Raw genomic sequence first — 20,748 nt, 5'->3', positions numbered from 1 at the left:
ATGAACAATTAAAGTAAATTCGCTCAAAAAAGCAACTTTCTGTAAATAAATTTAAATTCAAAGCACTTGTGGATAAGGTTTTCCACATGCTGTGGATAAATTACCACATAAACTTATCCACAATCCATCAAATTAATAAAAACACAGATACCCACAGCTTAAATCTTTATTATTTAATGTAAAAAAACTGTTTTCCACAGAAATAACCGACACTAACAATAATAAATTTAAATTTTAAATTTGAATTTATTTATAAGAACCGAGTTTTTTGTGGATAACCTCCAAGTTATGAATTTAAATTCAAAATTAGCAGGTTTTTAAATTTAAAAGCATGGAAACGAATTTAAATCTAGATGAGGTTATGGATAACTTTGAGGATATATATGTTGGTAACTCTTATTTATACTATAAAATAATAAGTTATGTTGTGAATACTTTTTTTGTTGTTTTTATAGCTCAAAAGACAGTTAAAATTTCATGTGGGTAAAAATGCAACAAATATGATCGAATATAGAAGAGATATGTGTATATTCATTGACAGCATAAAGAATGCACAATACAATCGCGAACCTTTAGAAAGATCAATTTTGGAGTTTCGATATGAAACGTACATTCCAACCATCTGAATTAAAGCGTAAGCGCGTTCATGGTTTCCGTGCTCGTATGGCTACTAAGGCTGGTCGTCAAGTATTAGCTCGCCGTCGTGCAAAAGGTCGTCACAGCTTAACTGTTTAATTCGTTAAACAGTTAATACACGACTTGGGTGTTATGTCTCTTTATAGTTTCAGCCCAGCGGTGAGAATCCACTGCGCTGCAGATTACAAAGGTGTATTTGATGGTGCGCTTTTTAAAGTGCATCAACCCCATTTTATATTCTTAGCAAAAGTGACCGAACAGCCTAAAAGCCGTTTGGGTATTGTTGTTGCTAAGAAAAAAGTGCGCCGTGCGCACGAAAGAAATCGAATAAAACGTTTAACGCGTGAAAGTTTTCGCTTAAACCAGCAAAATATTGATCTGTTGGATATTGTGGTGATGCCTAAAGTCGGCATAGAAGCCGTACCCAATGCTGAACTTTTTCAGCAGTTACAATTTGCTTGGTTAAAATTGCAACGCATCGTTAAAAAGCACCATAAAATAGCTCAATCTTCCCCTCAAAAATAGAGGAAACCAATGATTCGTTTATTGCATTGGTTGATTCGTTTCTATCAAATTGCGATTAGTCCTCTCATTGGACCTCGTTGTCGTTATATTCCGACTTGTTCTCAATATTCGTTAGAAGCAATCCATACGCACGGCGCAATGAAAGGTAGCTGGTTAGCTGCAAAACGCGTGTGCCGTTGTCATCCTTGGGGCGGGTATGGTTATGATCCCGTGCCAAAAAAAACAATTCGTTTTATTTCGTTTCAGCAAATAGATTCTCAAACGCTTCATGTTCCTGTACCCTTGCGTGAACGTTTATTGAACCAAAATCACTCTAACCACTTGGGGTAATAGATATGCAACAATGGGCCAGGTTTGCAATCCTTGGGGCCATGTTAGTCACCGCATATTTGCTCATTTTGGCTTGGCAAAAAGACTATGGTCATGATGCAACAAAAGCTGCGACTCCGCAGGCTGTTGTCGCGCATGATGTCTCTGCCGATTTGCCAAAAGGTCAAGCAACTGCGGCTTCTAGCGATGTTCCACAAGCAAATATAGCTGCTGCACAACAAAATACAGCTGCGCCAGCCACAGCAAATCAACAATTGATTTCAGTACAAACTGATCTTTATCATCTTTGGATTAGTCCAAAAGGTGGTGATATTGTTCGTATTGAATTACTGAATCATGACAAGAGCAAAGACAGTGATCAGCCTTTTGTTATGCTTGAAAGTGATGCAAAACGTACCTATGTTGCGCAATCTGGTTTAATTGGATTGAACGGTCCAGACAGTAAACCAGATCGTCCAAGCTATGCGTTTGAAAAAAGTGCTTATACCCTTGCTGATGCTAAAACCGCACAAGACAAAGAAGGTAAATCTTCTCAAGTCTTAACTGTTCCGATGGTATTTAAAACAGCGGATGGTGTTGAAATCATCAAAACGTTTAGTTTCAAACAAGGTCAATACCCAATTGATGTCAGCTATCAGGTTGTAAACCGTAGTACGCAAAATTGGCAAGGACAAATGTTTGGTCAAATTAAGCGTGATAACTCAGATGATCCAGGAAAAACCTCTCAAGGTATTTTCACACTTGGAACCTATTTGGGTGGCGCTTGGGGTACACCAGATGAGCATTATAACAAGCTAAAATTTGCGAATTTTACCGATGAAAAACTCAACACTGAAGCAAAAGGTGGCTGGGTTGCGATCGTTCAGCATTATTTCGTAAGTGCTTGGATGCCAGGTCACTTTGGTGGTCAGCAATACACGGCAAAATTGGAATCACGTAAATCTGCTGATGGTATGAACATCATTGGATTTACTTCACCAACCATTAATGTTCCAGCAGGTAAAGCGATGAGCATTGATGCAACTTTCTACTCTGGTCCAAAAATCCAGTCTGAATTGAAAGATTTAGCGGTAGGTTTAAACCAAACTGTAGACTATGGTTGGTTATGGCCAATTGCCAAATTATTATTTGCAGGTTTACAGTTCTTCCATAACCTTGTGGGTAACTGGGGTTGGTCAATCATTCTATTGACTGTATTGGTTAAACTTATTCTTTGGCCGTTGTCGTCTAAGAGCTATCGTTCTATGGCGAAAATGCGTGTGATTGCACCAGAAATGCAACGCATGAAAGAAGAGTTTGGTGAAGACCGTATGCGTTTCTCTCAAGAAATGATGGCACTTTACAAACGCGAACAAGTCAATCCATTGGCGGGTTGTTTACCATTACTTTTACAAATGCCAATATTCTTAGCATTGTATTGGGTATTGATGGAGTCTGTAGAACTTCGCCATGCACCGTGGATGCTGTGGATTCAAGATTTGTCTGCAATGGATCCTTGGTTTATCCTTCCATTGATCATGGGTGTTACGATGTTTGTTCAACAATCATTGAATCCACAACCGACTGACCCTATGCAGGCGAAAGTTTTCAAAATCATGCCAATCATGTTTACAGTATTTATGCTGTTCTTCCCTGCTGGCTTGGTTTTATACTGGATTGTGAACAACTCGATCACGATTCTGCAACAGTGGTTTATCAATAAAAATGTTGCAAAAGCCAAAGTTGAAAATGAAGTTGTTTAATCTTTAACGATTAAGCAATAGCTGAAAAAATCCGCTTAAGATGGTAATCTTAGGCGGATTTTTTATTGTCAAAGTTTGAGTAAATTTAGATGACGAACACTGTAAACCAAACCACAATTGCCGCAATTGCGACGCCACCAGGACGTGGTGGTGTAGGTGTGATTCGTCTTTCTGGACCAAAGGCTTACAGTATTGCGCAAGCTTTGACACAAAAAGATCTTCCCAAAGCACGTTTTGCTGGTTTTCGTCAATTTTTTGACGATCAAGGTGAAGTCTTAGATGAAGGCTTAGCCATTTGTTTTCCCAATCCAAATTCCTTTACGGGTGAAGATGTGGTTGAGTTACAGGGACATGGCGGACCAGTGATTCAAAATGCGCTACTGACACGTTTATTGGAGCTTGGTGCCACTGCAGCCAAAGCTGGTGAGTTTTCCATGCGTGCCTTTGAAAATGGCAAAATGGATTTGGTACAAGCTGAAGCGATTGCTGACTTGATTGATGCAACCTCACAAGCTGCAGCACGTTCTGCGGTACGTTCCCTACAAGGTGTATTTTCCAATAAAGTAAATACCGTGTTGGAGAAACTGATCCATCTACGCTTGCATGTTGAAGCTGCGATTGATTTTCCAGAGGAAGAAATTGACTTTTTGGCGGATGGGAAAATACTGAGTTTGTTAGAAGAGGTTCAAACTTCGGTTGCTGCGGTACAACAATCGGCTCGTCAAGGTCAATTACTACGTGAAGGTCTGCAAGTGGTGATTGCTGGGAAACCTAATGCAGGTAAATCTTCATTACTTAATGCCTTAGCGGGAAATGATCGTGCTATTGTGACGGATATTGCTGGAACTACACGTGATGTGTTGCATGAGAAAATTAGTTTAAATGGCTTACCGATCACTTTAACCGACACTGCAGGTTTACGTGAAACAGGCGATGTGGTCGAGAAAGAAGGCATTCGTCGTGCAATTAAAGAGATTGAGCAAGCCGATTTATTGCTCTTGGTTTATGACTTGAGCCAAGGTGAAAATCCTTTAGAACTTGCACAAAATTACTTTGAAAACCACTTAGATTACAAGCGTTTAATACTGATTGGAAATAAGTGTGATCTCACTGATCAATCTGCTGAATTAAATGATTTGCAAGGTTTTCGCCATATCACCGTTTCAGCCAAACAGGATGTGGGCGTGCAAGTACTCATAGATGCGATTACAGCGCATGCAGGCTTTCAGCCTGAGGAAGATACCTTTATTGCACGAACACGCCATTTAGACGCAATGAAGCGCACACAGCGCTATTTGGCAGAGGCACATGAGCAACTTGTGGTTTATCATGCAGGAGAGTTGGTTGCGGAATCACTACGACTTGCCCAAAACGCTTTGGGTGAAATCACAGGTGATTTTAGTGCTGATGATCTCTTGGGAGTTATCTTTGGATCGTTCTGTATTGGTAAATAAGCTTAAAATAGTGAACATGAACGCTGACCAAGTGTCAGCTTTTTTGATGAAAAGTTGTGCTTTTGTAAGCTGATTTTACATCTGAGTTTGAATTGTTTACTGTAAGATCAATAACATATTCAAAAGGGTGTATTATGAAAAAGTCTCCTTTATTGCTTTCCCTCGCAGTATTCGTGATCACTTCAAATGTCTGGGCGGGTAAGGCAGATCATGTGATTATTCAAGAAGCAGCGAAAAATAATATCACCATTGAACAAGCATTACGTGCCAGTGACGAAACTGCGGTAACTTTAACCGGTTCGATTGTGCGTCAAATTAAGCATGAACATTATGAATTAAAAGACAGTACAGGAACCATTGGAATCGAAGTGGATGATGATCTGATTGATTTAAAAAAATTAAACCCTGGCACCAAAGTAAAAATCGTGGGTGAAGTCGACACGCATCGCTACAAACCAACAGATATTGAAGTGGTTAAAATAGATATTGTTCCATAACTGATTTAAAAATAGGTGCTAAGCGCCTATTTTTAAGCGGTATTTGTTTTTTAAATGCTGAATCAATAAGTAACAGCATAATGTGCCGACTCCTGCACAAAAGCCTAAAACACCGATCATTAAACCAAAATGATCGGATAAGTATCCTGCGGAAATAATTGGCACAATCGTACCAAAATAAGCAATAAACAAATATGTTGAAACCACAGCGGCACGATTTTCGATTTGGGTCATTTGATGAATCAATGCAAAAGCACTCAATAAACTGAGCCCATGTCCCATGCCAACCAAAATCACACTGATAAAGAATAAAAAACTCCAATGCATCAGCATACAGACAGACAAAATCAAATAACTACTGATTAATAAAATCAGTCCTATATTTAGTGCTCTGTGCATATTCATTGATTTGGCAGCGAATTGAGCAATCGCGGAAACCATTAAAATACTGGCAATGGTTGCACCACTGACCAAAGGACCATGCCACGGAATAACATCACGTATAAATGAGGGCGCTAAAGATGCAAATAAACTGAATGATCCGAAAGCACAAAACGCACTAAAACTGGTGATATAAAATAAGCCTTTAAATTGTGTTTCTGGTAATTGTAAATGAGGTGCAATGGAAAAAGATTGTTTTTCAAATTGAACGGTTTTAATGCGAAATAAACTGAATAAACTCAGCAGCGCTGCGACAATGACAGGTAAATAAGGTGTGATTAGGGGGTAATCTGAAAATTGAGCAATTGCACCACCAATAAAAGGTCCCAACCCAAAACCAATCACGGTAATAATTGAACTTAATTGTGCTGCACTTTGTTTGTGTGAATCTGGGATAGTATAGATTAATCCTAGCATTGCCGAGGTGCTGATTAAGCCAGATGCGATTCCGATAATGAAACGACCTAAACCCAGATAATAACGATTCGAGGCAAAAACTGAGAGGCTCAGACCAATAATAGCGAAGAATAAGCCGATCTGTAAGGTACGAATAAAGCCAAAGCTATTGCTCATACGCCCTAAAAACAGCAATGTAGTTAAACAACCAAACATATATGCAACAAAGATATAAGTGATTTGGCTCGGGAGCAGGTGCCAAAGCTGTTGATAGATTGGATATAACGGACTCGCAAGTGCAGTACCGATGGTGCCAATACATAAGGCAAGACTGACCATGAGAAATGGACGCCATGATTGCTGATTCATAGATCTAGGACTTAAAGTGCAAATAATCTTGCGGATAAATGCCGAAGATAAGTATTAAGATCGGCAACGAAGAAATCGTATATACCGAAAAGCTTAGAACTTAATCAGTAGGGGGTCAATTAAAACTTTAAGACTTTATCTAATCACCTGTATTGAGCTTATTTTATGAATAACGTTTAAGCAATTTTAAAAATTCTTGTAACTCATTTGCATCAACAGCTTCAGGGTCTTGAATCACATGTTCAGTGAGATGTTGCTCAATTAATTCATTCATTAAACCATTGACGGCTCCTTTCACTGCTGCGACTTGTTGGAGAACCGAAATACATGAAGTACTTTGATCGTTCAATGCCTCTTCAATGGCATTCAGCTGTCCTTTTAAACGTTTGACACGGTTAAGGACTTTTTTATCTTGATGGACATGACTCATAAAATGATCCGCTAAAAATATACTCCCTTATAGTATATTTAAAAATAAAATAATATACTCATGGGGAGTATATAGGATCATGCCCACATGCAATTTAAAACTATACAACGTGAACACACTCATCAGTTTGATGAAGGTAATCCATTGGCACAAAAGAAAATTTTATGGGCAACCATTTTGACAGGTTTGATGATGCTGTTTGAAATTCTGGGAGGCTGGATTTTTAATTCGATGGCATTGCTTGCTGATGGTTGGCATATGAGTTCACATATGTTGGCGCTCGGTTTGGCTTATGCTGCTTATCGAGCCGCGCGCTATTATGCGCAGGATTTTCGTTTTAGTTTTGGTACATGGAAAATAGAGATTTTAGCAGGTTATAGCAGTGCAATTTTACTGATGGTTGTCGCTTTATTTATGGCTTTTCAATCGATTGAACGTTTATTTCATCCTGTTCAGATTCATTATAATGAAGCGATTCTAATTGCTATTTTAGGTTTATTGGTCAATTTAATCTGTGCATGGTTACTGCATGATGACCATCACCATCACCATCACCATCACCATCACCATCACCATCACCATCACCATCATTCACATGATCATGATGAACATCATGGACATGATTTAAATCAAAAAGCGGCTTTTCTTCATGTAGTAGCAGATGCACTGACCTCTGTTTTGGCAATTATTGCATTATTTGCAGGTAAATATTTTGGTTGGGATTTTTTGGATGCGACTTTGGGTATTGTGGGCGGAATTTTAGTTGGACGTTGGTCATTTGGTCTTATTAAAGAAACAGGCAAAACTTTACTGGATGCTGAAATGGATCATGTTGTAGTGGATGAAATCCGTGAAGTCATTACAGGTCTTAAAGTAAATGCCAAAATAACTGATCTCCATGTCTGGAAGGTGGGCAAAGCCAAGTTTTCAGTCATTTTGGCACTTGAAACAACTGATCAAAATTTAAATGCAGATCAAATTCGTAAAGCCTTATCAATCCACAACGAATTGGTTCATATTTCCGTTGAAATTAATCAAACTGCGATTTTTGACTGGGTTCCACGTGAAACTTCATCACCATAATTTAAATTTATTCCTTTATTATAACTCTGGATTTGAGTCGAGCATATTTTACTCAAGTTGGTTTAATCACAGTTTTCAAACAAGCTCACAAGGCAACTGTGTTTTAATAACTGACAATATATTCTGAATTTTTGATTTATGTTAAAGCACATCATTGCGTTGAGTTTAAGTTTTGCTTTTTGTGGGAGTAGTTTTGCCAGTATTGAAACTGTGAAAGCAAAACTCAGCAAAAACTATCCCAATGTCAAAATTGAGCATTTACAGACGACTGAAATGCAAGGTCTGTATAGTGGTACGTTAGATAATCAAATCGTGTATATCAATGAAGATGCTCAACATATATTTGTTGGTTCTATGATTCGTTTAAAAGATCAACATAATTTAACCAAAGATCTCGTTGTTGAAAAAAATACGGTTGATTTTAAAAGTCTTCCTTTCAATGATGCAGTAAAAACAGTCAGGGGGAATGGAAAACGCCAGCTAGCCATCTTTTCTGACCCAAATTGCCCATATTGCAAAACGCTTGAAGGGAATCTAGCTAAACTCAATGATGTGACGATTTATACTTTTATCTATCCGATCAAAGCACAATCTATTTTGCCTGCAAAGCAAGTATGGTGTTCGGCAAATCGTGAATATGCATGGAAAAATTTGATTCAAAATGGGGTAAAACCCACTGCACCAGCAAATTGTCCAACACCGATTGAGCGTAATTTAGAATTAGGTAAAAAATTAGCGCTACACGGTACACCAGCAATTATTTTCTCAAATGGCTATAAAGCAATGGGTGCCTACCCTGCTGAAGAAATTGAGAAGTTATGGAACAAATTTGGATTATAAAACGATAATTTCATAAGCACTTAGAAAAAAAGCACCGTGAATGGGTGCTTTTCTAAATGCAAAATTTTAACTTCGTTTGGCAATCATGTTGTAAATAAATAACACAATAATTGCACCCACCACAGAGGCAATAAAACCGGCAGATGCACCTTTAGGGTAAAGTCCTAATAATTGACCACCATAGGTTGCAACCAATGAACCTACGATCCCCAGCGCTGTGGTTACAATAAAACCTGCTTTATCATCACCTGGATGGATTGCTCGAGCAATAAGACCTGCAATAAAACCAATCACAATTGCACTAATCAATGACATCATAATCTTTCTCCTTTTTCTTTATTTTGTCGTGAGTTACTGCATCGAATTAATTTAATATTCAAATATTTTTATAGGAAGTAAAAGGTTGGATTTGCTACAAGTTGTTGCATTTTTGTTCGACGGTTACTGGGGGAGGCCATAAAAAAAGCGACCGTGGTCGCTTAAATCAGTTTAGGTAAAATGGGTTTACGGAAGATGATCTTATAGACCAATTTCTCCAATAAATGGAATATGGCGATATTTTTGATCATAATCTAAGCCATAACCCACAATGAACTTATCTTCTACTTCAAAGCCTAGAAATTTCACGTCTAAGTCGATTTCACGGCGAGAAGGTTTGCTGACTAAAGTACACAGTTCAATTGAATTCGGTTGACGGGTACTTAATATTTCTAAAACTTTGCTCAAGGTATTGCCTGAATCAATAATATCTTCTACCACCAAGATATCTTTTCCGCGAATTTCTCCGTCTAGATCTTTTAGGATTCTGACATCACGAGAGGATGTTGTATTGCCACCATAGCTTGAAACCGTCATAAAATCGAGCTCGTGAGTTTTAGTAATGGCACGGCATAAATCTGCCATAAAAATCACTGAACCACGCAATAAGCCAATTAAAACCAATTCTTTATCACTACTGGCATAATGCGCATCAATTTTTTTACCAAGTTCTTGAACTTTTGCATGAATTTCTTCAGCAGAAATCATTACTTTCATTTCAACAGTCATGGGAAATACCTAAAACTTAAACATCAAATTCTAAAATTAAAAAAGGTGTTGACTAGCAACACCCTAAAAGATGGCATAATTTTAAAACATATCAGGTTCAGATGCATCCTTTTTACGATTTGAAAATGTAAATGCCGAAATTTGAAGCTAAATGTCTAGTGCGCATCTTGTTTTAACAACAGCGCACATATGATAAAAACACCCCCTATCAAAAGAAGTTTTTTCTTGGAGGGTGATGATTTAGGATTTTTTTCAGACTTGTGCATAGGCTTTTTGTCCATAAATATAGGTGGCTTGAATATTGCGGTCATCCCCCATGGTGAATAAGGCAAATAATGCATCTTCAATATTTTTTGCTCGCTCTTGACGCAGTTGTTGTAATGCGGTTGCTTTTAAATTCAGCACGACAAAGTCTGCTTCTTTGCCTACATTGAAATTGCCCAATCGATCATCTAAATGCAGCGCTTTAGCACCACCAAGCGTTGCATGATAAAGCGATTCCATGGCTGAAAGTTTATCGCCTTGTAGTTGCTGAACTTTGTAGGCTTCGTTAAGTGTTTGTAAGTGGCAAAATGCGGTGCCTGCGCCAATATCAGTTCCAAGACCAACTTTGACTTGTTTTTCCCAAGATTTTTTTAATGGAAATAAACCACTGCCCAAGAATAAGTTGGAGGTTGGACAGAATGCGATCGCAGAATCAGTTGCATGCATACAATCCCATTCGTGTTCTTCTAAATGAACACAATGGGCGAAAACAGAACGCTCCCCTGTTAACCCATAATGATGATAAACATCTAAATATCCCTGTTGTTCTGGAAATAATTCTTTGACCCAAGCAATTTCGTTTTTATTTTCACTTAAATGCGTATGGACATAAACATCAGGATATTCTGCTTTTAATTGCCCTGCTTTTGCCAACTGTTCTGGTGTAGAGGTTGGTGCAAAGCGTGGCGTAATGGCATAAAGATTACGACCTTTGCCATGCCATTTTTCAATCAGTGCTTTTGAGTCGATATAAGCACTTTCAGCAGTATCGGTCAGCTCTTCTGGTGCATGACGATCCATCATCACCTTACCCGCAATTAAGCGCATTTGATGACGTTCTGCAGCTTCAAATAAAGCATTCACAGATTGCGGATGTACTGTACAGAAAACCAGTGCTGTTGTTGTGCCATTTTTTAGTAATTCATGAACAAAAAACTGTGCGATTTTATCTGCGTAGTTTTTATCTGCAAATTGAATTTCTGTTGGAAAGGTATAGGTATTGAGCCATTCTAATAATTGTTCACCATAGGCACCCACCATTTCTGTTTGTGGGAAATGAATATGAGTGTCGATAAAACCAGGTACAATCAACTGTTCAGGATAATGATCAACGCTCATATCATTACTTAATTGCGACTGCCCTGCTTCCCAATCACCAAACCAGATAATTTTACCTTGTTCAGTAATTAATAACCCATCTTCAATATAACGCGTTTGATCTAAAATTTGAGTGGCTTGGGAAATGGTATTTTGAATATCAAGAAAACGTCCGCGAATCGCCGTTTTCTGCACAACAGAAGACATGTAAAACCTGCAATTTATCCTTTTTTCGATTGATTGTACCTGAAATTTATTTAAGCTGCTGTAAGCAGTTTTATTTTCTTGTGTGTTCAAAAATGTAATTGATGTTGAAGATTGTGAAAAAATCAAAAGCATTAGACGAATATTTGAGTTTGTGACTTTATCTTTAATCTAAGAATAGGTACAGTGTCGGCAAATGATGGAAATAAGAGAAAATAATATTTATGTATTTTTGGAATACCAAAGCTTTGGCGCATGAACTAGCAGAAGATACTTTAGAAAAACGCCATTATAAGAATTATTATTTGATCGCTGCTTTAGTGGTCAGTGCGGTTTATTATTATGGTATGTTTTCGCCTTATTATGATGCTCGTGTGATTGGTTTAGAAGGCATATTGACGCTGATCATTATGTTTGTTGGCATTCAACGTTGCTATGCTGCAAACGGTGGTGATGAGGGCGTGCATTTTATGAATCGTGTCACTGCACTCTCATTCCCTATTTTGTTGCAGACCACTGTTGCGGGAATTGCTTTTGGTTTGATTCTGCTCGGCATTTATCAATTTTTTAATCTTGAAAATACTGCTTTTGAAATGTGGTATGAGTGGTGTGTTTCTGCCTTTACGATTTTTTTGCAGATTGTGTTTTTTACCCGCTTAAATCAATACATGAAACGTGTTGCGGATCATACAATTTAACAATAAGCAGAGTCATAAAAGGGATTTATCTCACTGGATAAATCCCTTAGTTTAAATAGTGGATATGATATTTAGAGATTTTTAAATGTTTAATCGCCAAAATAATGACAGTGTTGTACTGAATATTGGTCTGTTTAAAATTACTCTATAAAATAATGGGCTGCAAAATGTGCATCATTCCCAATAATGTCAAATTCATCTTCTCGAATCGACATACCTGCACAAGTATGTCCAACCATCCATAAACCCAGTGTTGGAAGTTTACCGTCATACAGTGGGGTATTGACCCATTTTTGTGCAATATAACCGTATTTATCATAATCATCAAAGTAGAAGCTTCCTGAAGCAGCACCCTGATCAATATTATCTTCTACTACACGGATATTTGCGCCTTCTCGGGCGAGAATAGGCTTTTTCACCCATTTGCCTTGTAACGAAACATTGGTATCGAAGGCATGGGATTCAAGTAAATAAGGATGGTTTGGAAACTTTTTCCAAAGTTCTACCAAAATTGCTTTATTTGACAGCAACATTTTCCAACATGGCTCGACCCATTGGGTGGAGGGTTTTAAATATTGAGAAAAGTTTTCTTCCCAGACCCATTCCCAAGGGTACAGTTTAAATAGCTGATCAATCGATTGATCATTCAGATCTACAAAGTTTTGTCCATCCCATCCGATATTTTCCATCGAAAGTTCGGACACACGATGCCCTGCTTGGAACGCCGTATCCATTAAATATTCGAGATTTCCCCAATCTTCACGTCCGGCTTCTTGGCAAGCAGCGAAATGAATATGCGAACCTCGTGGAAAAATCGTTTTCCAGCGATTAATCAGATCTTCGTGAATACTGTTGAATTGATCACGATGCGGAATATTTTCCACTTGTTCAATCCAATGCCACTGAGCAACTGAGGCTTCGAGTAACCCCGTGGGTGTGTCTGCATTGTATTCCAGCATTTTGATTTGACGACCATCATAGGCAAAGTCAAATCGACCATAGAGCATGGGTGCATGGTTGTGCCATGAATGTTCAATGAGTGGGATTGCAGCCTGTGGAATTTGAAAATAATCAGGATAATCACCTTTTTGAATGATTTCTCCTGCCACTTGCATGCACATCTGGTGTAATTCATTCGAGGCATCTTCAAGCTGCTCAATTTGCTTTAGGGTAAATTCATAAGCAACTCCTTCAGACCAGTAAATGGAGCCATCCAGAGAAGGTAAGTTGTAATAATCAAAACCAATTTTTTCGTGTTCTTGTTGCCAGTTGGGACGAGCTTGGAAGCATTTTCTTTTCATAATATTCTAAATCATAAGATTGCGTATAAGATGTCTAACCACCAAAAGAGAACCCACTGCGCCCAAAGCCTCCACGCACAGGCGAAGATTTGCTATTACTTTTGGTGACTTGAGAAACCTGCGGTTGTCCAACACTTAGATTTGTCGAAGGTTCAACTTTACGTCCTAAATAATTTACTTTGCGATTGCCTTCATAATATTGTGGACCAATAAAGCGAGAGCCAGCATAGTATCCACCAGAAGAATGACTGCCAGAAGAACTTGTTGCTGTTTCCTCTTCACAGAGATCAGTGTTCCAGTCATATGAACAGTCATATTGGCTATTATAAACATCTTGAACAAGAGGTTTGTTATTGCTACTGCATGCTGTAATTAAAAGAGGGACTACAACCAGACTGATTTTTTTTGAACGCATGATTAGCCTTAGATCATCGAGTATTTTTATCTATTTGCTTTATAACATGATAAAAAGAAATTGTTTTATGCGCTGTATGATATGAGGATGTATGTTGAATGTACAGTCTGGGATTTATAAAATTGTTTTTTATCTGGATAATCGTCTGAAAATAAATCGATATTCAAACCATTTAGACATTGAATGATTACCAAATAGCGTTGAATAAAAAGAGCCATGAACTATACAAAACAGCTTGAACAGATGATTTATAGCTCCCCTCAACTGATGATGAGGTTACAGTATTTGCGAGAACTACATGCAGATGCCTATTTGAGTGCAGGGGTCATTCGCAATATGGTATGGTCTAATTTACACGATCAGGTTTATTGTCTTGATAACACCGAGATTGATGTGATTTTTTATGATCTAAAGGATCATACTGGGAGACAACAACGGCGTTTAAGTCAAGAATTAAAACAAAAATTCCCAAGCAATGATTGGGATGTGGTCAATCAAGCCTATGTTCATCTATGGTACAAAACCGATGATGGGAATGCGATTAGTCAATATTCTTCATTATTTGATGCTTTATCTGTTTGGGTTGAAACCTCAACTGCAATAGCTGTTCGTCTACAACAGTCTGGTCAATTAGAATGGATTGCGCCTTTTGGGCTCAATGATTTATTTGAGTTAAAGTTAAGATGGAATGCTCGTTTAGTCAGTTATGCCACCTTTGTACAACGAATCGAGTCTAAGCGTTTTTTGCAGAGATGGGATAAATTGGTGATTGTCGATCAACCATTTAGAGATCAGGAATAGCTCGGTAAAGAATGAATTCAATATTCCAAAACATCCCATGATCAAGTGGTATTTAAAACGCATTCCTTGCTTAGGATGTCCTGATAAAAAAGCCCTCCGAGTGGAAGGCTTGGTTTAGTTTTATAAACGGGTTTCCTGATGCTTTTTGTTATGGCGGATCGACAGCCAAGCGGTAATGGTCAATACAATAACAATGAACCCTAAAGAAATCCAAATTGGCATATGGAATACATCCAACATTAACATTTTAAAACCAATGAACAGTAAGATAATTCCTAAACCGTAAGGTAAATAGTGCATCTTAGATGCAGCACCAGACAATAGGAAGAACATCGCACGCAAGCCTAAAATTGCCATTAAGTTCGCCGTGAGTACAATAAAAGGATCACTGGTGACCGCAAAAATAGCTGGAATTGAATCGACAGCAAAGATCACATCAGATGCTTCAACTAAAATTAATACTAGAAATAACGGCGTTGCCCAAAGTACACCATTTTGACGGACAAAGAATTTAGCGCCTTCCAGTTTAGGTGTAATGCGCATGTGTTTACGTAGCCATTTTAGAATCGCCATATCTTCGATATTGGTTTCTTCCTCATCTTGACCTTTCAGGAATTTGAATCCTGTATAAACGAGGAAAGCACCAAAGATATAGAGGACCCAAGAGAACTCTTGAACGAACCACGCACCTATAAAGATAAATAGAGTACGTAAAATAATTGCGCCTAATACACCATAGAGTAAAATTTTACGCTGTAAGCCTTGGGGAATTGCAAATGCAGCAAAAATCATCAACCAAACAAAAACATTGTCAATTGCTAAGGATTTTTCTAAGAGATAGCCTGCAAAGTATTCCATGGTTTTCGTATTGGCTATGGCAACACCCGCAGTTTGCTGTAAATATAGCCATAAACCGCCACCAAATAAAGCAGCGACACTGACCCACGCAATACTCCAGTAGGCAGCAGTTTTAATTTTAACGTCTTGACCTTCTTTTTGCTTAAAGCCTAAAAAGTCAATCAGTAACATCACGATGACGATAGCGAAGAACGCTAAATACAGCCATGGATTGCCTATAGATTCCATAAAATTCTCCGAATCTGGCAATCAGGCATAAAAAAACCTTGACCTGTTGCCAGATGATTAAACATCTGTATCAACATGATCAAGGTCTTGCCTACATTTTAGCGTTTATAACATGACTAAAATGCTCAGATACCGGCTTTTCAAAGCGTAATGACGATATTCTGATTGGAGGAGGCTACTCCCCTTGTTCAATAAACTGTGTAAGAAATAAAAATTTCTTTATATGCGCAGAGAATCGCACATTTATTTGAAATGTGCAAATATTGAATGTATTTTTATGTAGCTCAAATTATATACAAAATTCAGCGCAGGTTTTTAGCTGTGCAAAAGCCTGACTGAGTGTTTGATGATGGTGTTGAATAATCAACTGCGCATTGAGTACGGCTGAATCAACAGTACTGTGTGCATCTGAAATCAATTGCACCTTAAATCCTAAATCTTTTGCTGCACGACAAGTGCTATCTATGCAAAATTCAGTTTTTAAACCGCAAACAATCAGCTCTTGTATATTCAATGACTTCAATCGTTGTTCTAAATCAGTTTGAAAAAAACAATTTGGGCGAGTTTTTTCCAACACCTGATCAAGATCATGATCAATGTTTAATTCTGCAATCAATTGAGTCATTGGACTATGAGGTGCCATAGCAGTATTGGCAGCACCCACATGACGAATTGCAAATACAGGAATGTGTTTTAAATGAGCGTATGCAATGAGTTGATTGATATTTTTTAATAATCGATCAGCTTCAAATGGAGGTTGCGATGCATAAAACAAACCATTTTGCATATCAACAACAATTAAGGCTTGTTTGTTTTGAGGGTCTGACATGAGTTTCTCCGTAACGATGTGCCCAATCACGGAGCCAAAAAATAACCCCGCACATTTGGCAGGGTTAGCTTTACAATTTATTTTAAATGCAAAAAACCACACTGCCGATGCAGTGTGGTGGTAAATAATCTAATGAAAAAGAAAGTTTGCATGGATCATCATATAATGACTAGATAACTTTGATTAAATTAAACTTATTGAGTTGAGATGTCACTTTAAAATTTGTAAATTTACGCTTTTTGAATAAAATCTTTACGTTGTACCAGCACTAAGGCAAGCAGTGTGCCCAATACAGCAATGATACCGCCAACCACACCAATATGATTTAGCCCATAACTGGCAGTAACTAAACCTCCAAGAAGTGCCCCACCGCCGATACCGACATTGTAAAGCCCAGAATAAATGGCCATCGCCACATCTGTTGCATCAGAAGCTAAATTTAATGCTTTGGCTTGTTGAGCTAAACTAAAGCAAATAATTGCCATTCCCCAGAACAAACTCAACACACTGAAACTGACAAAATCGATGCTTAATGTGGTCAATAACAGCATAGAAATCGCCAGTATCAGACTGCTGAGTGGGATCGGCAATTTGGGATATTTTTTAGCAAATTTTCCAAATAAATAGGAGCCAAAAAAGCCTGCTGCGCCATAGATGAGTAATAAGGTTGTGGTTTGTGTTGAGCTAAAATGTGCAATATTTAAGGCAAACGGTTCGATATAACTATAAGCCGTAAACTGTGCTGTAATCACAATCACAGTGAGTGCAAAGACCATCATTAAACTAGGGCGTTTTAGAAATACTTTTAAGCTGCTTAAAGAACCAGAGTTGACACTCGGTAAGCGTGGTAATGTTTTGGCTAAAATTAAACAGACAACAGCTGCGCCAATGGCGATCAAGCCAAAAGTATTACGCCAACCATAAGATTCTCCCACCATTCTGCCAAAAGGAATACCTAAGACCATCGCCAGCGCTGTACCTGTGGCCAATAGACCTAAAGCTTGAAACTCCTTACCTTTGGGTGCGACACGAACGGCTAGCGAGGCAGTGATCGACCAAAATAGCGCATGCGAAAATGCGATACCAATTCGGCTGGCAAGCAGTACATCAAAACTCCATGCAAAATAAGACAAGGCATGACTGGCAACGAAAACCATGAATAAGCCAATCAGCAAAAAGCGTCTTTCGATATTTTTGGTGAGGAGCATAATAGGCAAAGAAATCGGCGCAACTACCCATGCATATAGAGTAATCATGATGCCGACATCCGTTGCTTGCATACTAAAACTTTTACCAATATCGCTGAGTAAAGCTACGGGTACAAATTCTGTGGTATTAAAAATGAAAGCAGCAAAGGCAAGGCTGATTACACTGACCCATTGCTGCGTTTCACTGGGGGCAGATTGGGGTGTGGGCGTTTGGGAAGAGGAACTGGACATGATCATATTTTCAAAGATTAGCACTAAATTTTAGGCTGATTTTTGCATAAAGTTAAGCTTAAGTTTTGATACATAAAAATTAGGATTGTCGGACAAAACTTAACAATAAACCCAATAAACTTATGGCATTTTGAATGTGCTTTTAAGTTTGTATGTATATAAAGAGTAAATAAAATGTTAGAAATTAGACACAAAGATGATGGAAAAAAAGGTGAGTTTTATATTGGTGAAGACGGTCACCATTTGGCTGAAATGGCATATACATGGGCAGGTGAAAATATGTTGATTATTGATCACACACTTGTAGAAGATGAGTTGCGTGGTCAAAGTGTGGGACGTAAGTTATTGGATCAAGTGGTGGATATGGCACGTTCAAAAAATGTGAAAATTATCCCTCTATGCCCTTTTTCAAAATCTGTATTTGATAAAGATCAATCGATACATGATGTTTTGAAATCTTAAGTTTGCTTTGTTAAAGTGGAATTGTGTCATAAATCATCAATGAGAAATAATAGATGCAATTCCAACATATCGATAATCAACATAAGGGTGAGTTTTTCTTAGATAATCCTCAAGGACAGCGTATTGCTGAAATCAGCTATGTTTGGAGTGGTGAACAGCAGATTATTGCCAACCACACTTGGGTTGATGATTCCCTACGCGGTCAGGGTATCGCCCGCCAATTATTAGATACTTTGGTTGAATTTGCGCGTGAAAAACAACTAAAAATTGTGCCAACATGTGCATATGTGGACGTGATGTTTAAACGTGAAAAAAGCTTTGCAGATGTCAAAGCATAGATAGATATACATACATTTAATGTCCTACCTGGATTGGACTGTTAAAATTGAGTTAGATACTTCAACATGTTAAAAAAAATTCTGATCGCTTTATCATTATTGATCAGCCCTATACTGAGTTATGCAGAAAGTTGTTTTGAATTAAACTTACGCGCTTATCAAAAAGAGCAAGAGATCAACCCACGTTGGGAATTAGTGGCTCAATCGAAACATCGTATATATTTTTATTCAGCGCCTAAAAACTTTTGTAAAATGAATGATACTTTTGTTATTCAAAATGATAATGTTACAGCATATTCAGTGTATAAAGATCGGGCAAAACAAGCGTGGGTCTATGTGGTATTTAATGATCCAAATCAACATATAGAAGATGACTTGGTTGAAGGATGGGTCAAACTTAAAGACTTTAAAGCTTTGCAGAAAACAGCGACCCCAGATTAAACGAAAAAAACCACATTTTGTGGTTTTTTTCGTTTCTAGAAAACTTATTTTGCTTTTAATGCAGTAATTAGTTTTTGGTGTAATCCACCAAAACCGCCGTTCGACATGATCACTACGGCATCGCCCTCGCCTGCCTCAGTGCGAATGGTATTGATAATCTCATCTAAGGTACGAGCCACAACAGCATTATTTGTGGCTGCATCAATCACGGGCTGTAAATCCCAATCCAAGCCTTCAGGTTGATACCAAATGACTTCATCTGCCAAACGTGCAGAATACGCCAACCCATCTTTATGGCTACCCATACGCATGGTATTTGAACGTGGTTCAATGACTGCCCATAGTTTACGCTCGCCTAAACGTTTGCGTGCACCTTCTAAGGTTGTATCAATCGCTGTTGGATGATGGGCAAAATCATCGTATACCTCAATACCATTTACAGTATCGAGCAATTCCATACGGCGTTTCACCCCGCCAAAATTCGATAAGGCTTTACAAGCCGTTGCAATGTCGACACCTACGTGCTCCGCAGCAGCAATCGTTGCTAAGGCATTGGCAACACTATGCTGCCCTGTCATATTCCATTGAACTTCGCCTTTGACTATGCCGTGTTGTAAGACTTTAAAATGTGAACCATCCGCAGAAAGTTGCTCCGCATAGACTTCAGCACTGTCGTTGGCATCTAATGAAGTCCGAACCACTGGTGTCCAACACCCCATTTGCAAAACTTCATCAATATTGGTTTCAGTGATCGGTGCAATAATGCGACCTTCGCTGGGAATGGTGCGGACTAAATGATGGAATTGTTTTTGAATCGCAGCCAAGTCATCAAAAATATCGGCATGGTCAAATTCAAGATTATTTAAAATCGCAGTTTTTGGATGATAGTGTACGAATTTAGAACGTTTATCGAAGAATGCAGAATCATATTCATCTGCTTCGACACAGAAGTATTTTCCACCGCCTAAACGTGCACTTTCACTAAAACCTAAAGGTACACCACCAATTAAAAAGCCTGGATTTAATCCTGCCTGATCCAACACCCATGCCAACATGGTTGTGGTGGTGGTTTTACCATGTGTGCCTGCAACACCTAAGACATGTTTACCTTGTAATACATGGTCAGCAAGAAATTGTGGTCCTGAAATATAGGGCAAACCTTCATTCAACATATATTCAACAGCATCAATACCACGTTTCATGGCATTACCAACAATCACAAGGTCTGGGTGGGGCTGTAAATGGCTACGGTCATAGCCTTGCATCAAGGTGATACCTGCATTTTCAAGCTGGGTTGACATCGGCGGATAAACATTTGCATCTGAACCTGTAACCTTATGACCTAAATCGCGTGCCAATAATGCCAATGAGCCCATAAAGGTGCCGCAAATACCCAAAATATGCAGATGCATTCGTTTTAACTCCAGTGCTTTTATAGACTCATCACTTTTTGCTTGTGGTGTAGCCGATTCATTTGATTTGAGAGCAACGATAGCAAGGCTTAAAGCGAAAAGATAGTTTTTCTTGTTACGATTTTAAAGCATAGCTTTTGCGGATAAAATCCTGCATATTTGCAGTTGAA

At 38.3% G+C, this 20,748-nt stretch carries 25 protein-coding genes; 14 read left to right on the top strand and 11 right to left on the bottom strand.

The genetic code is table 11. The annotated features are described in order from the left end of the window. Positions 1–600: 600 nt before the first annotated feature. The 6 genes from rpmH to TOL5_RS21700 all read left to right on the top strand — a co-directional run bounded on the left by rpmH (position 601) and on the right by TOL5_RS21700 (position 5,184). The gene (gene rpmH / locus TOL5_RS21725; RefSeq protein WP_000831329.1) at positions 601–735 is read left to right on the top strand and encodes a 50S ribosomal protein L34; all 135 of its coding nucleotides are present in this window, start codon (positions 601–603) and stop codon (positions 733–735) included. A gap of 33 nt (positions 736–768) precedes the next feature. Beyond that, a complete protein-coding gene (gene rnpA, locus TOL5_RS21720) occupies positions 769–1,161 on the top strand; it encodes a ribonuclease P protein component (protein ID WP_004823984.1) in 393 nt (130 codons plus the stop codon). A 9-nt stretch (positions 1,162–1,170) separates the two neighbouring features. After that, complete coding sequence (gene yidD, locus TOL5_RS21715) at positions 1,171–1,491, top strand: membrane protein insertion efficiency factor YidD (RefSeq protein WP_005034824.1); 321 nt, start codon at positions 1,171–1,173, stop codon at positions 1,489–1,491. A gap of 5 nt (positions 1,492–1,496) precedes the next feature. Beyond that, entirely contained in the window at positions 1,497–3,233 is a 1,737-nt protein-coding gene (yidC, locus tag TOL5_RS21710) for a membrane protein insertase YidC (RefSeq protein ID WP_004823987.1), read from the top strand. 89 nt (positions 3,234–3,322) lie between these two features. Next, on the top strand, positions 3,323–4,687 hold the full coding sequence (gene mnmE / locus TOL5_RS21705; protein ID WP_046759640.1) for a tRNA uridine-5-carboxymethylaminomethyl(34) synthesis GTPase MnmE: 1,365 nt from the start codon (positions 3,323–3,325) through the stop codon (positions 4,685–4,687). Positions 4,688–4,821: 134 nt separating this feature from the next. Then, a complete protein-coding gene (locus TOL5_RS21700; protein WP_042088900.1) occupies positions 4,822–5,184 on the top strand; it encodes a NirD/YgiW/YdeI family stress tolerance protein in 363 nt (120 codons plus the stop codon). An 18-nt stretch (positions 5,185–5,202) separates the two neighbouring features. On the opposite strand, the gene TOL5_RS21695 is transcribed toward TOL5_RS21700, so the two are convergent. After that, a complete protein-coding gene (locus TOL5_RS21695) occupies positions 5,203–6,390 on the bottom strand; it encodes an MFS transporter (protein WP_121774977.1) in 1,188 nt (395 codons plus the stop codon). Between the two features lie 163 nt (positions 6,391–6,553). After that, positions 6,554–6,820, bottom strand: coding sequence for a metal/formaldehyde-sensitive transcriptional repressor (locus TOL5_RS21690; protein ID WP_004823994.1), 267 nt, complete (start codon positions 6,818–6,820; stop codon positions 6,554–6,556). Between the two features lie 87 nt (positions 6,821–6,907). On the opposite strand from TOL5_RS21690, the gene dmeF reads away from it, so the two are divergent. Continuing rightward, positions 6,908–7,903, top strand: a complete 996-nt coding sequence (gene dmeF / locus TOL5_RS21685) for a CDF family Co(II)/Ni(II) efflux transporter DmeF (RefSeq protein ID WP_221260632.1) — start codon at positions 6,908–6,910, stop codon at positions 7,901–7,903. Between the two features lie 138 nt (positions 7,904–8,041). Continuing rightward, positions 8,042–8,743 carry a DsbC family protein gene (locus TOL5_RS21680; protein ID WP_004823998.1) on the top strand — a complete coding sequence of 234 codons (702 nt, stop codon included), beginning with the start codon at positions 8,042–8,044 and terminating at the stop codon, positions 8,741–8,743. Positions 8,744–8,809: 66 nt separating this feature from the next. On the opposite strand, the gene TOL5_RS21675 is transcribed toward TOL5_RS21680, so the two are convergent. The 3 genes from TOL5_RS21675 to guaD form a co-directional block, all read right to left on the bottom strand. Next, positions 8,810–9,061, bottom strand: a complete 252-nt coding sequence (locus tag TOL5_RS21675; protein WP_004824000.1) for a GlsB/YeaQ/YmgE family stress response membrane protein — start codon at positions 9,059–9,061, stop codon at positions 8,810–8,812. Between the two features lie 201 nt (positions 9,062–9,262). After that, the gene (hpt, locus tag TOL5_RS21670; protein ID WP_005034840.1) at positions 9,263–9,790 is read right to left on the bottom strand and encodes a hypoxanthine phosphoribosyltransferase; all 528 of its coding nucleotides are present in this window, start codon (positions 9,788–9,790) and stop codon (positions 9,263–9,265) included. A gap of 252 nt (positions 9,791–10,042) precedes the next feature. Next, the gene (gene guaD, locus TOL5_RS21665; protein WP_042088895.1) at positions 10,043–11,359 is read right to left on the bottom strand and encodes a guanine deaminase; all 1,317 of its coding nucleotides are present in this window, start codon (positions 11,357–11,359) and stop codon (positions 10,043–10,045) included. A 221-nt stretch (positions 11,360–11,580) separates the two neighbouring features. Between guaD and TOL5_RS21660 the strand changes: the two genes are divergently transcribed. Further along, positions 11,581–12,054: a hypothetical protein gene (locus tag TOL5_RS21660; protein ID WP_004824006.1), complete on the top strand. Its 474-nt coding sequence runs from the start codon at positions 11,581–11,583 to the stop codon at positions 12,052–12,054. Between the two features lie 140 nt (positions 12,055–12,194). Here the strand turns inward: TOL5_RS21660 and TOL5_RS21655 are convergent, their stop codons facing one another. Further along, a complete protein-coding gene (locus TOL5_RS21655; protein ID WP_042088893.1) occupies positions 12,195–13,355 on the bottom strand; it encodes a glutathionylspermidine synthase family protein in 1,161 nt (386 codons plus the stop codon). Between the two features lie 34 nt (positions 13,356–13,389). Beyond that, positions 13,390–13,770 (bottom strand): hypothetical protein, encoded by a 381-nt coding sequence (locus TOL5_RS21650; protein WP_004824014.1) that lies wholly within the window; start codon positions 13,768–13,770, stop codon positions 13,390–13,392. Positions 13,771–13,986: 216 nt separating this feature from the next. Between TOL5_RS21650 and TOL5_RS21645 the strand changes: the two genes are divergently transcribed. Continuing rightward, positions 13,987–14,571 (top strand): nucleotidyltransferase family protein, encoded by a 585-nt coding sequence (locus tag TOL5_RS21645; RefSeq protein ID WP_121774975.1) that lies wholly within the window; start codon positions 13,987–13,989, stop codon positions 14,569–14,571. Positions 14,572–14,691: 120 nt separating this feature from the next. Here TOL5_RS21645 and TOL5_RS21640 read toward each other — a convergent pair whose 3' ends face one another. Continuing rightward, complete coding sequence (locus tag TOL5_RS21640) at positions 14,692–15,657, bottom strand: TerC family protein (RefSeq protein WP_004824018.1); 966 nt, start codon at positions 15,655–15,657, stop codon at positions 14,692–14,694. Between the two features lie 289 nt (positions 15,658–15,946). Then, positions 15,947–16,486, bottom strand: a complete 540-nt coding sequence (locus tag TOL5_RS21635; protein ID WP_042088891.1) for a cysteine hydrolase family protein — start codon at positions 16,484–16,486, stop codon at positions 15,947–15,949. Between TOL5_RS21635 and TOL5_RS22640 the strand changes: the two genes are divergently transcribed. Next, the gene (locus tag TOL5_RS22640) at positions 16,485–16,610 is read left to right on the top strand and encodes a hypothetical protein (protein WP_009584758.1); all 126 of its coding nucleotides are present in this window, start codon (positions 16,485–16,487) and stop codon (positions 16,608–16,610) included. The two genes, TOL5_RS21635 and TOL5_RS22640, sit on opposite strands and share 2 nt — an antisense overlap. Before the next feature lie 106 nt (positions 16,611–16,716). On the opposite strand, the gene TOL5_RS21630 is transcribed toward TOL5_RS22640, so the two are convergent. Further along, complete coding sequence (locus TOL5_RS21630; RefSeq protein WP_121774974.1) at positions 16,717–17,925, bottom strand: sugar transporter; 1,209 nt, start codon at positions 17,923–17,925, stop codon at positions 16,717–16,719. A gap of 174 nt (positions 17,926–18,099) precedes the next feature. Here TOL5_RS21630 and TOL5_RS21625 point away from each other — a divergent pair, with 174 nt between their 5' ends. The 3 genes from TOL5_RS21625 (at position 18,100) to TOL5_RS21615 (ending at position 19,166) form a co-directional block, all read left to right on the top strand. After that, positions 18,100–18,387: a GNAT family N-acetyltransferase gene (locus tag TOL5_RS21625; protein WP_004824024.1), complete on the top strand. Its 288-nt coding sequence runs from the start codon at positions 18,100–18,102 to the stop codon at positions 18,385–18,387. 53 nt (positions 18,388–18,440) lie between these two features. Further along, a complete protein-coding gene (locus TOL5_RS21620; RefSeq protein WP_121774973.1) occupies positions 18,441–18,725 on the top strand; it encodes a GNAT family N-acetyltransferase in 285 nt (94 codons plus the stop codon). Positions 18,726–18,791: 66 nt separating this feature from the next. Beyond that, positions 18,792–19,166 carry a hypothetical protein gene (locus TOL5_RS21615; protein WP_058971384.1) on the top strand — a complete coding sequence of 125 codons (375 nt, stop codon included), beginning with the start codon at positions 18,792–18,794 and terminating at the stop codon, positions 19,164–19,166. Positions 19,167–19,210: 44 nt separating this feature from the next. Here the strand turns inward: TOL5_RS21615 and mpl are convergent, their stop codons facing one another. Next, positions 19,211–20,578 (bottom strand): UDP-N-acetylmuramate:L-alanyl-gamma-D-glutamyl-meso-diaminopimelate ligase, encoded by a 1,368-nt coding sequence (gene mpl / locus TOL5_RS21610; protein WP_005034862.1) that lies wholly within the window; start codon positions 20,576–20,578, stop codon positions 19,211–19,213. Positions 20,579–20,748 lie beyond the last annotated feature (170 nt).

This window comes from Acinetobacter sp. Tol 5, from assembly GCF_019702905.1.
Lineage (GTDB): Bacteria > Pseudomonadota > Gammaproteobacteria > Pseudomonadales > Moraxellaceae > Acinetobacter > Acinetobacter bereziniae.
This window is presented reverse-complemented; position numbering and strand designations above follow the sequence as displayed.

What these genes read in the sequence shown, in the direction of transcription:
- guaD (WP_042088895.1), bottom strand. Translation starts at nt 11,359, where the DNA reads ATGTCTTCTGTTGTGCAGAAAACGGCGATTCGCGGACGTTTTCTTGAT.
- yidC (WP_004823987.1), top strand. Translation starts at nt 1,497, where the DNA reads ATGCAACAATGGGCCAGGTTTGCAATCCTTGGGGCCATGTTAGTCACC.
- mnmE (WP_046759640.1), top strand. Translation starts at nt 3,323, where the DNA reads ATGACGAACACTGTAAACCAAACCACAATTGCCGCAATTGCGACGCCA.
- TOL5_RS21635 (WP_042088891.1), bottom strand. Translation starts at nt 16,486, where the DNA reads ATGTCAGACCCTCAAAACAAACAAGCCTTAATTGTTGTTGATATGCAA.
- TOL5_RS21700 (WP_042088900.1), top strand. Translation starts at nt 4,822, where the DNA reads ATGAAAAAGTCTCCTTTATTGCTTTCCCTCGCAGTATTCGTGATCACT.
- rnpA (WP_004823984.1), top strand. Translation starts at nt 769, where the DNA reads ATGTCTCTTTATAGTTTCAGCCCAGCGGTGAGAATCCACTGCGCTGCA.
- yidD (WP_005034824.1), top strand. Translation starts at nt 1,171, where the DNA reads ATGATTCGTTTATTGCATTGGTTGATTCGTTTCTATCAAATTGCGATT.
- rpmH (WP_000831329.1), top strand. Translation starts at nt 601, where the DNA reads ATGAAACGTACATTCCAACCATCTGAATTAAAGCGTAAGCGCGTTCAT.
- TOL5_RS21615 (WP_058971384.1), top strand. Translation starts at nt 18,792, where the DNA reads ATGTTAAAAAAAATTCTGATCGCTTTATCATTATTGATCAGCCCTATA.
- TOL5_RS21625 (WP_004824024.1), top strand. Translation starts at nt 18,100, where the DNA reads ATGTTAGAAATTAGACACAAAGATGATGGAAAAAAAGGTGAGTTTTAT.
- mpl (WP_005034862.1), bottom strand. Translation starts at nt 20,578, where the DNA reads ATGCATCTGCATATTTTGGGTATTTGCGGCACCTTTATGGGCTCATTG.
- TOL5_RS21640 (WP_004824018.1), bottom strand. Translation starts at nt 15,657, where the DNA reads ATGGAATCTATAGGCAATCCATGGCTGTATTTAGCGTTCTTCGCTATC.
- TOL5_RS22640 (WP_009584758.1), top strand. Translation starts at nt 16,485, where the DNA reads ATGAGTTTCTCCGTAACGATGTGCCCAATCACGGAGCCAAAAAATAAC.
- TOL5_RS21675 (WP_004824000.1), bottom strand. Translation starts at nt 9,061, where the DNA reads ATGATGTCATTGATTAGTGCAATTGTGATTGGTTTTATTGCAGGTCTT.
- dmeF (WP_221260632.1), top strand. Translation starts at nt 6,908, where the DNA reads ATGCAATTTAAAACTATACAACGTGAACACACTCATCAGTTTGATGAA.
- TOL5_RS21620 (WP_121774973.1), top strand. Translation starts at nt 18,441, where the DNA reads ATGCAATTCCAACATATCGATAATCAACATAAGGGTGAGTTTTTCTTA.
- hpt (WP_005034840.1), bottom strand. Translation starts at nt 9,790, where the DNA reads ATGACTGTTGAAATGAAAGTAATGATTTCTGCTGAAGAAATTCATGCA.
- TOL5_RS21645 (WP_121774975.1), top strand. Translation starts at nt 13,987, where the DNA reads ATGAACTATACAAAACAGCTTGAACAGATGATTTATAGCTCCCCTCAA.
- TOL5_RS21655 (WP_042088893.1), bottom strand. Translation starts at nt 13,355, where the DNA reads ATGAAAAGAAAATGCTTCCAAGCTCGTCCCAACTGGCAACAAGAACAC.
- TOL5_RS21650 (WP_004824014.1), bottom strand. Translation starts at nt 13,770, where the DNA reads ATGCGTTCAAAAAAAATCAGTCTGGTTGTAGTCCCTCTTTTAATTACA.
- TOL5_RS21630 (WP_121774974.1), bottom strand. Translation starts at nt 17,925, where the DNA reads ATGTCCAGTTCCTCTTCCCAAACGCCCACACCCCAATCTGCCCCCAGT.
- TOL5_RS21690 (WP_004823994.1), bottom strand. Translation starts at nt 6,820, where the DNA reads ATGAGTCATGTCCATCAAGATAAAAAAGTCCTTAACCGTGTCAAACGT.
- TOL5_RS21695 (WP_121774977.1), bottom strand. Translation starts at nt 6,390, where the DNA reads ATGAATCAGCAATCATGGCGTCCATTTCTCATGGTCAGTCTTGCCTTA.
- TOL5_RS21660 (WP_004824006.1), top strand. Translation starts at nt 11,581, where the DNA reads ATGTATTTTTGGAATACCAAAGCTTTGGCGCATGAACTAGCAGAAGAT.
- TOL5_RS21680 (WP_004823998.1), top strand. Translation starts at nt 8,042, where the DNA reads ATGTTAAAGCACATCATTGCGTTGAGTTTAAGTTTTGCTTTTTGTGGG.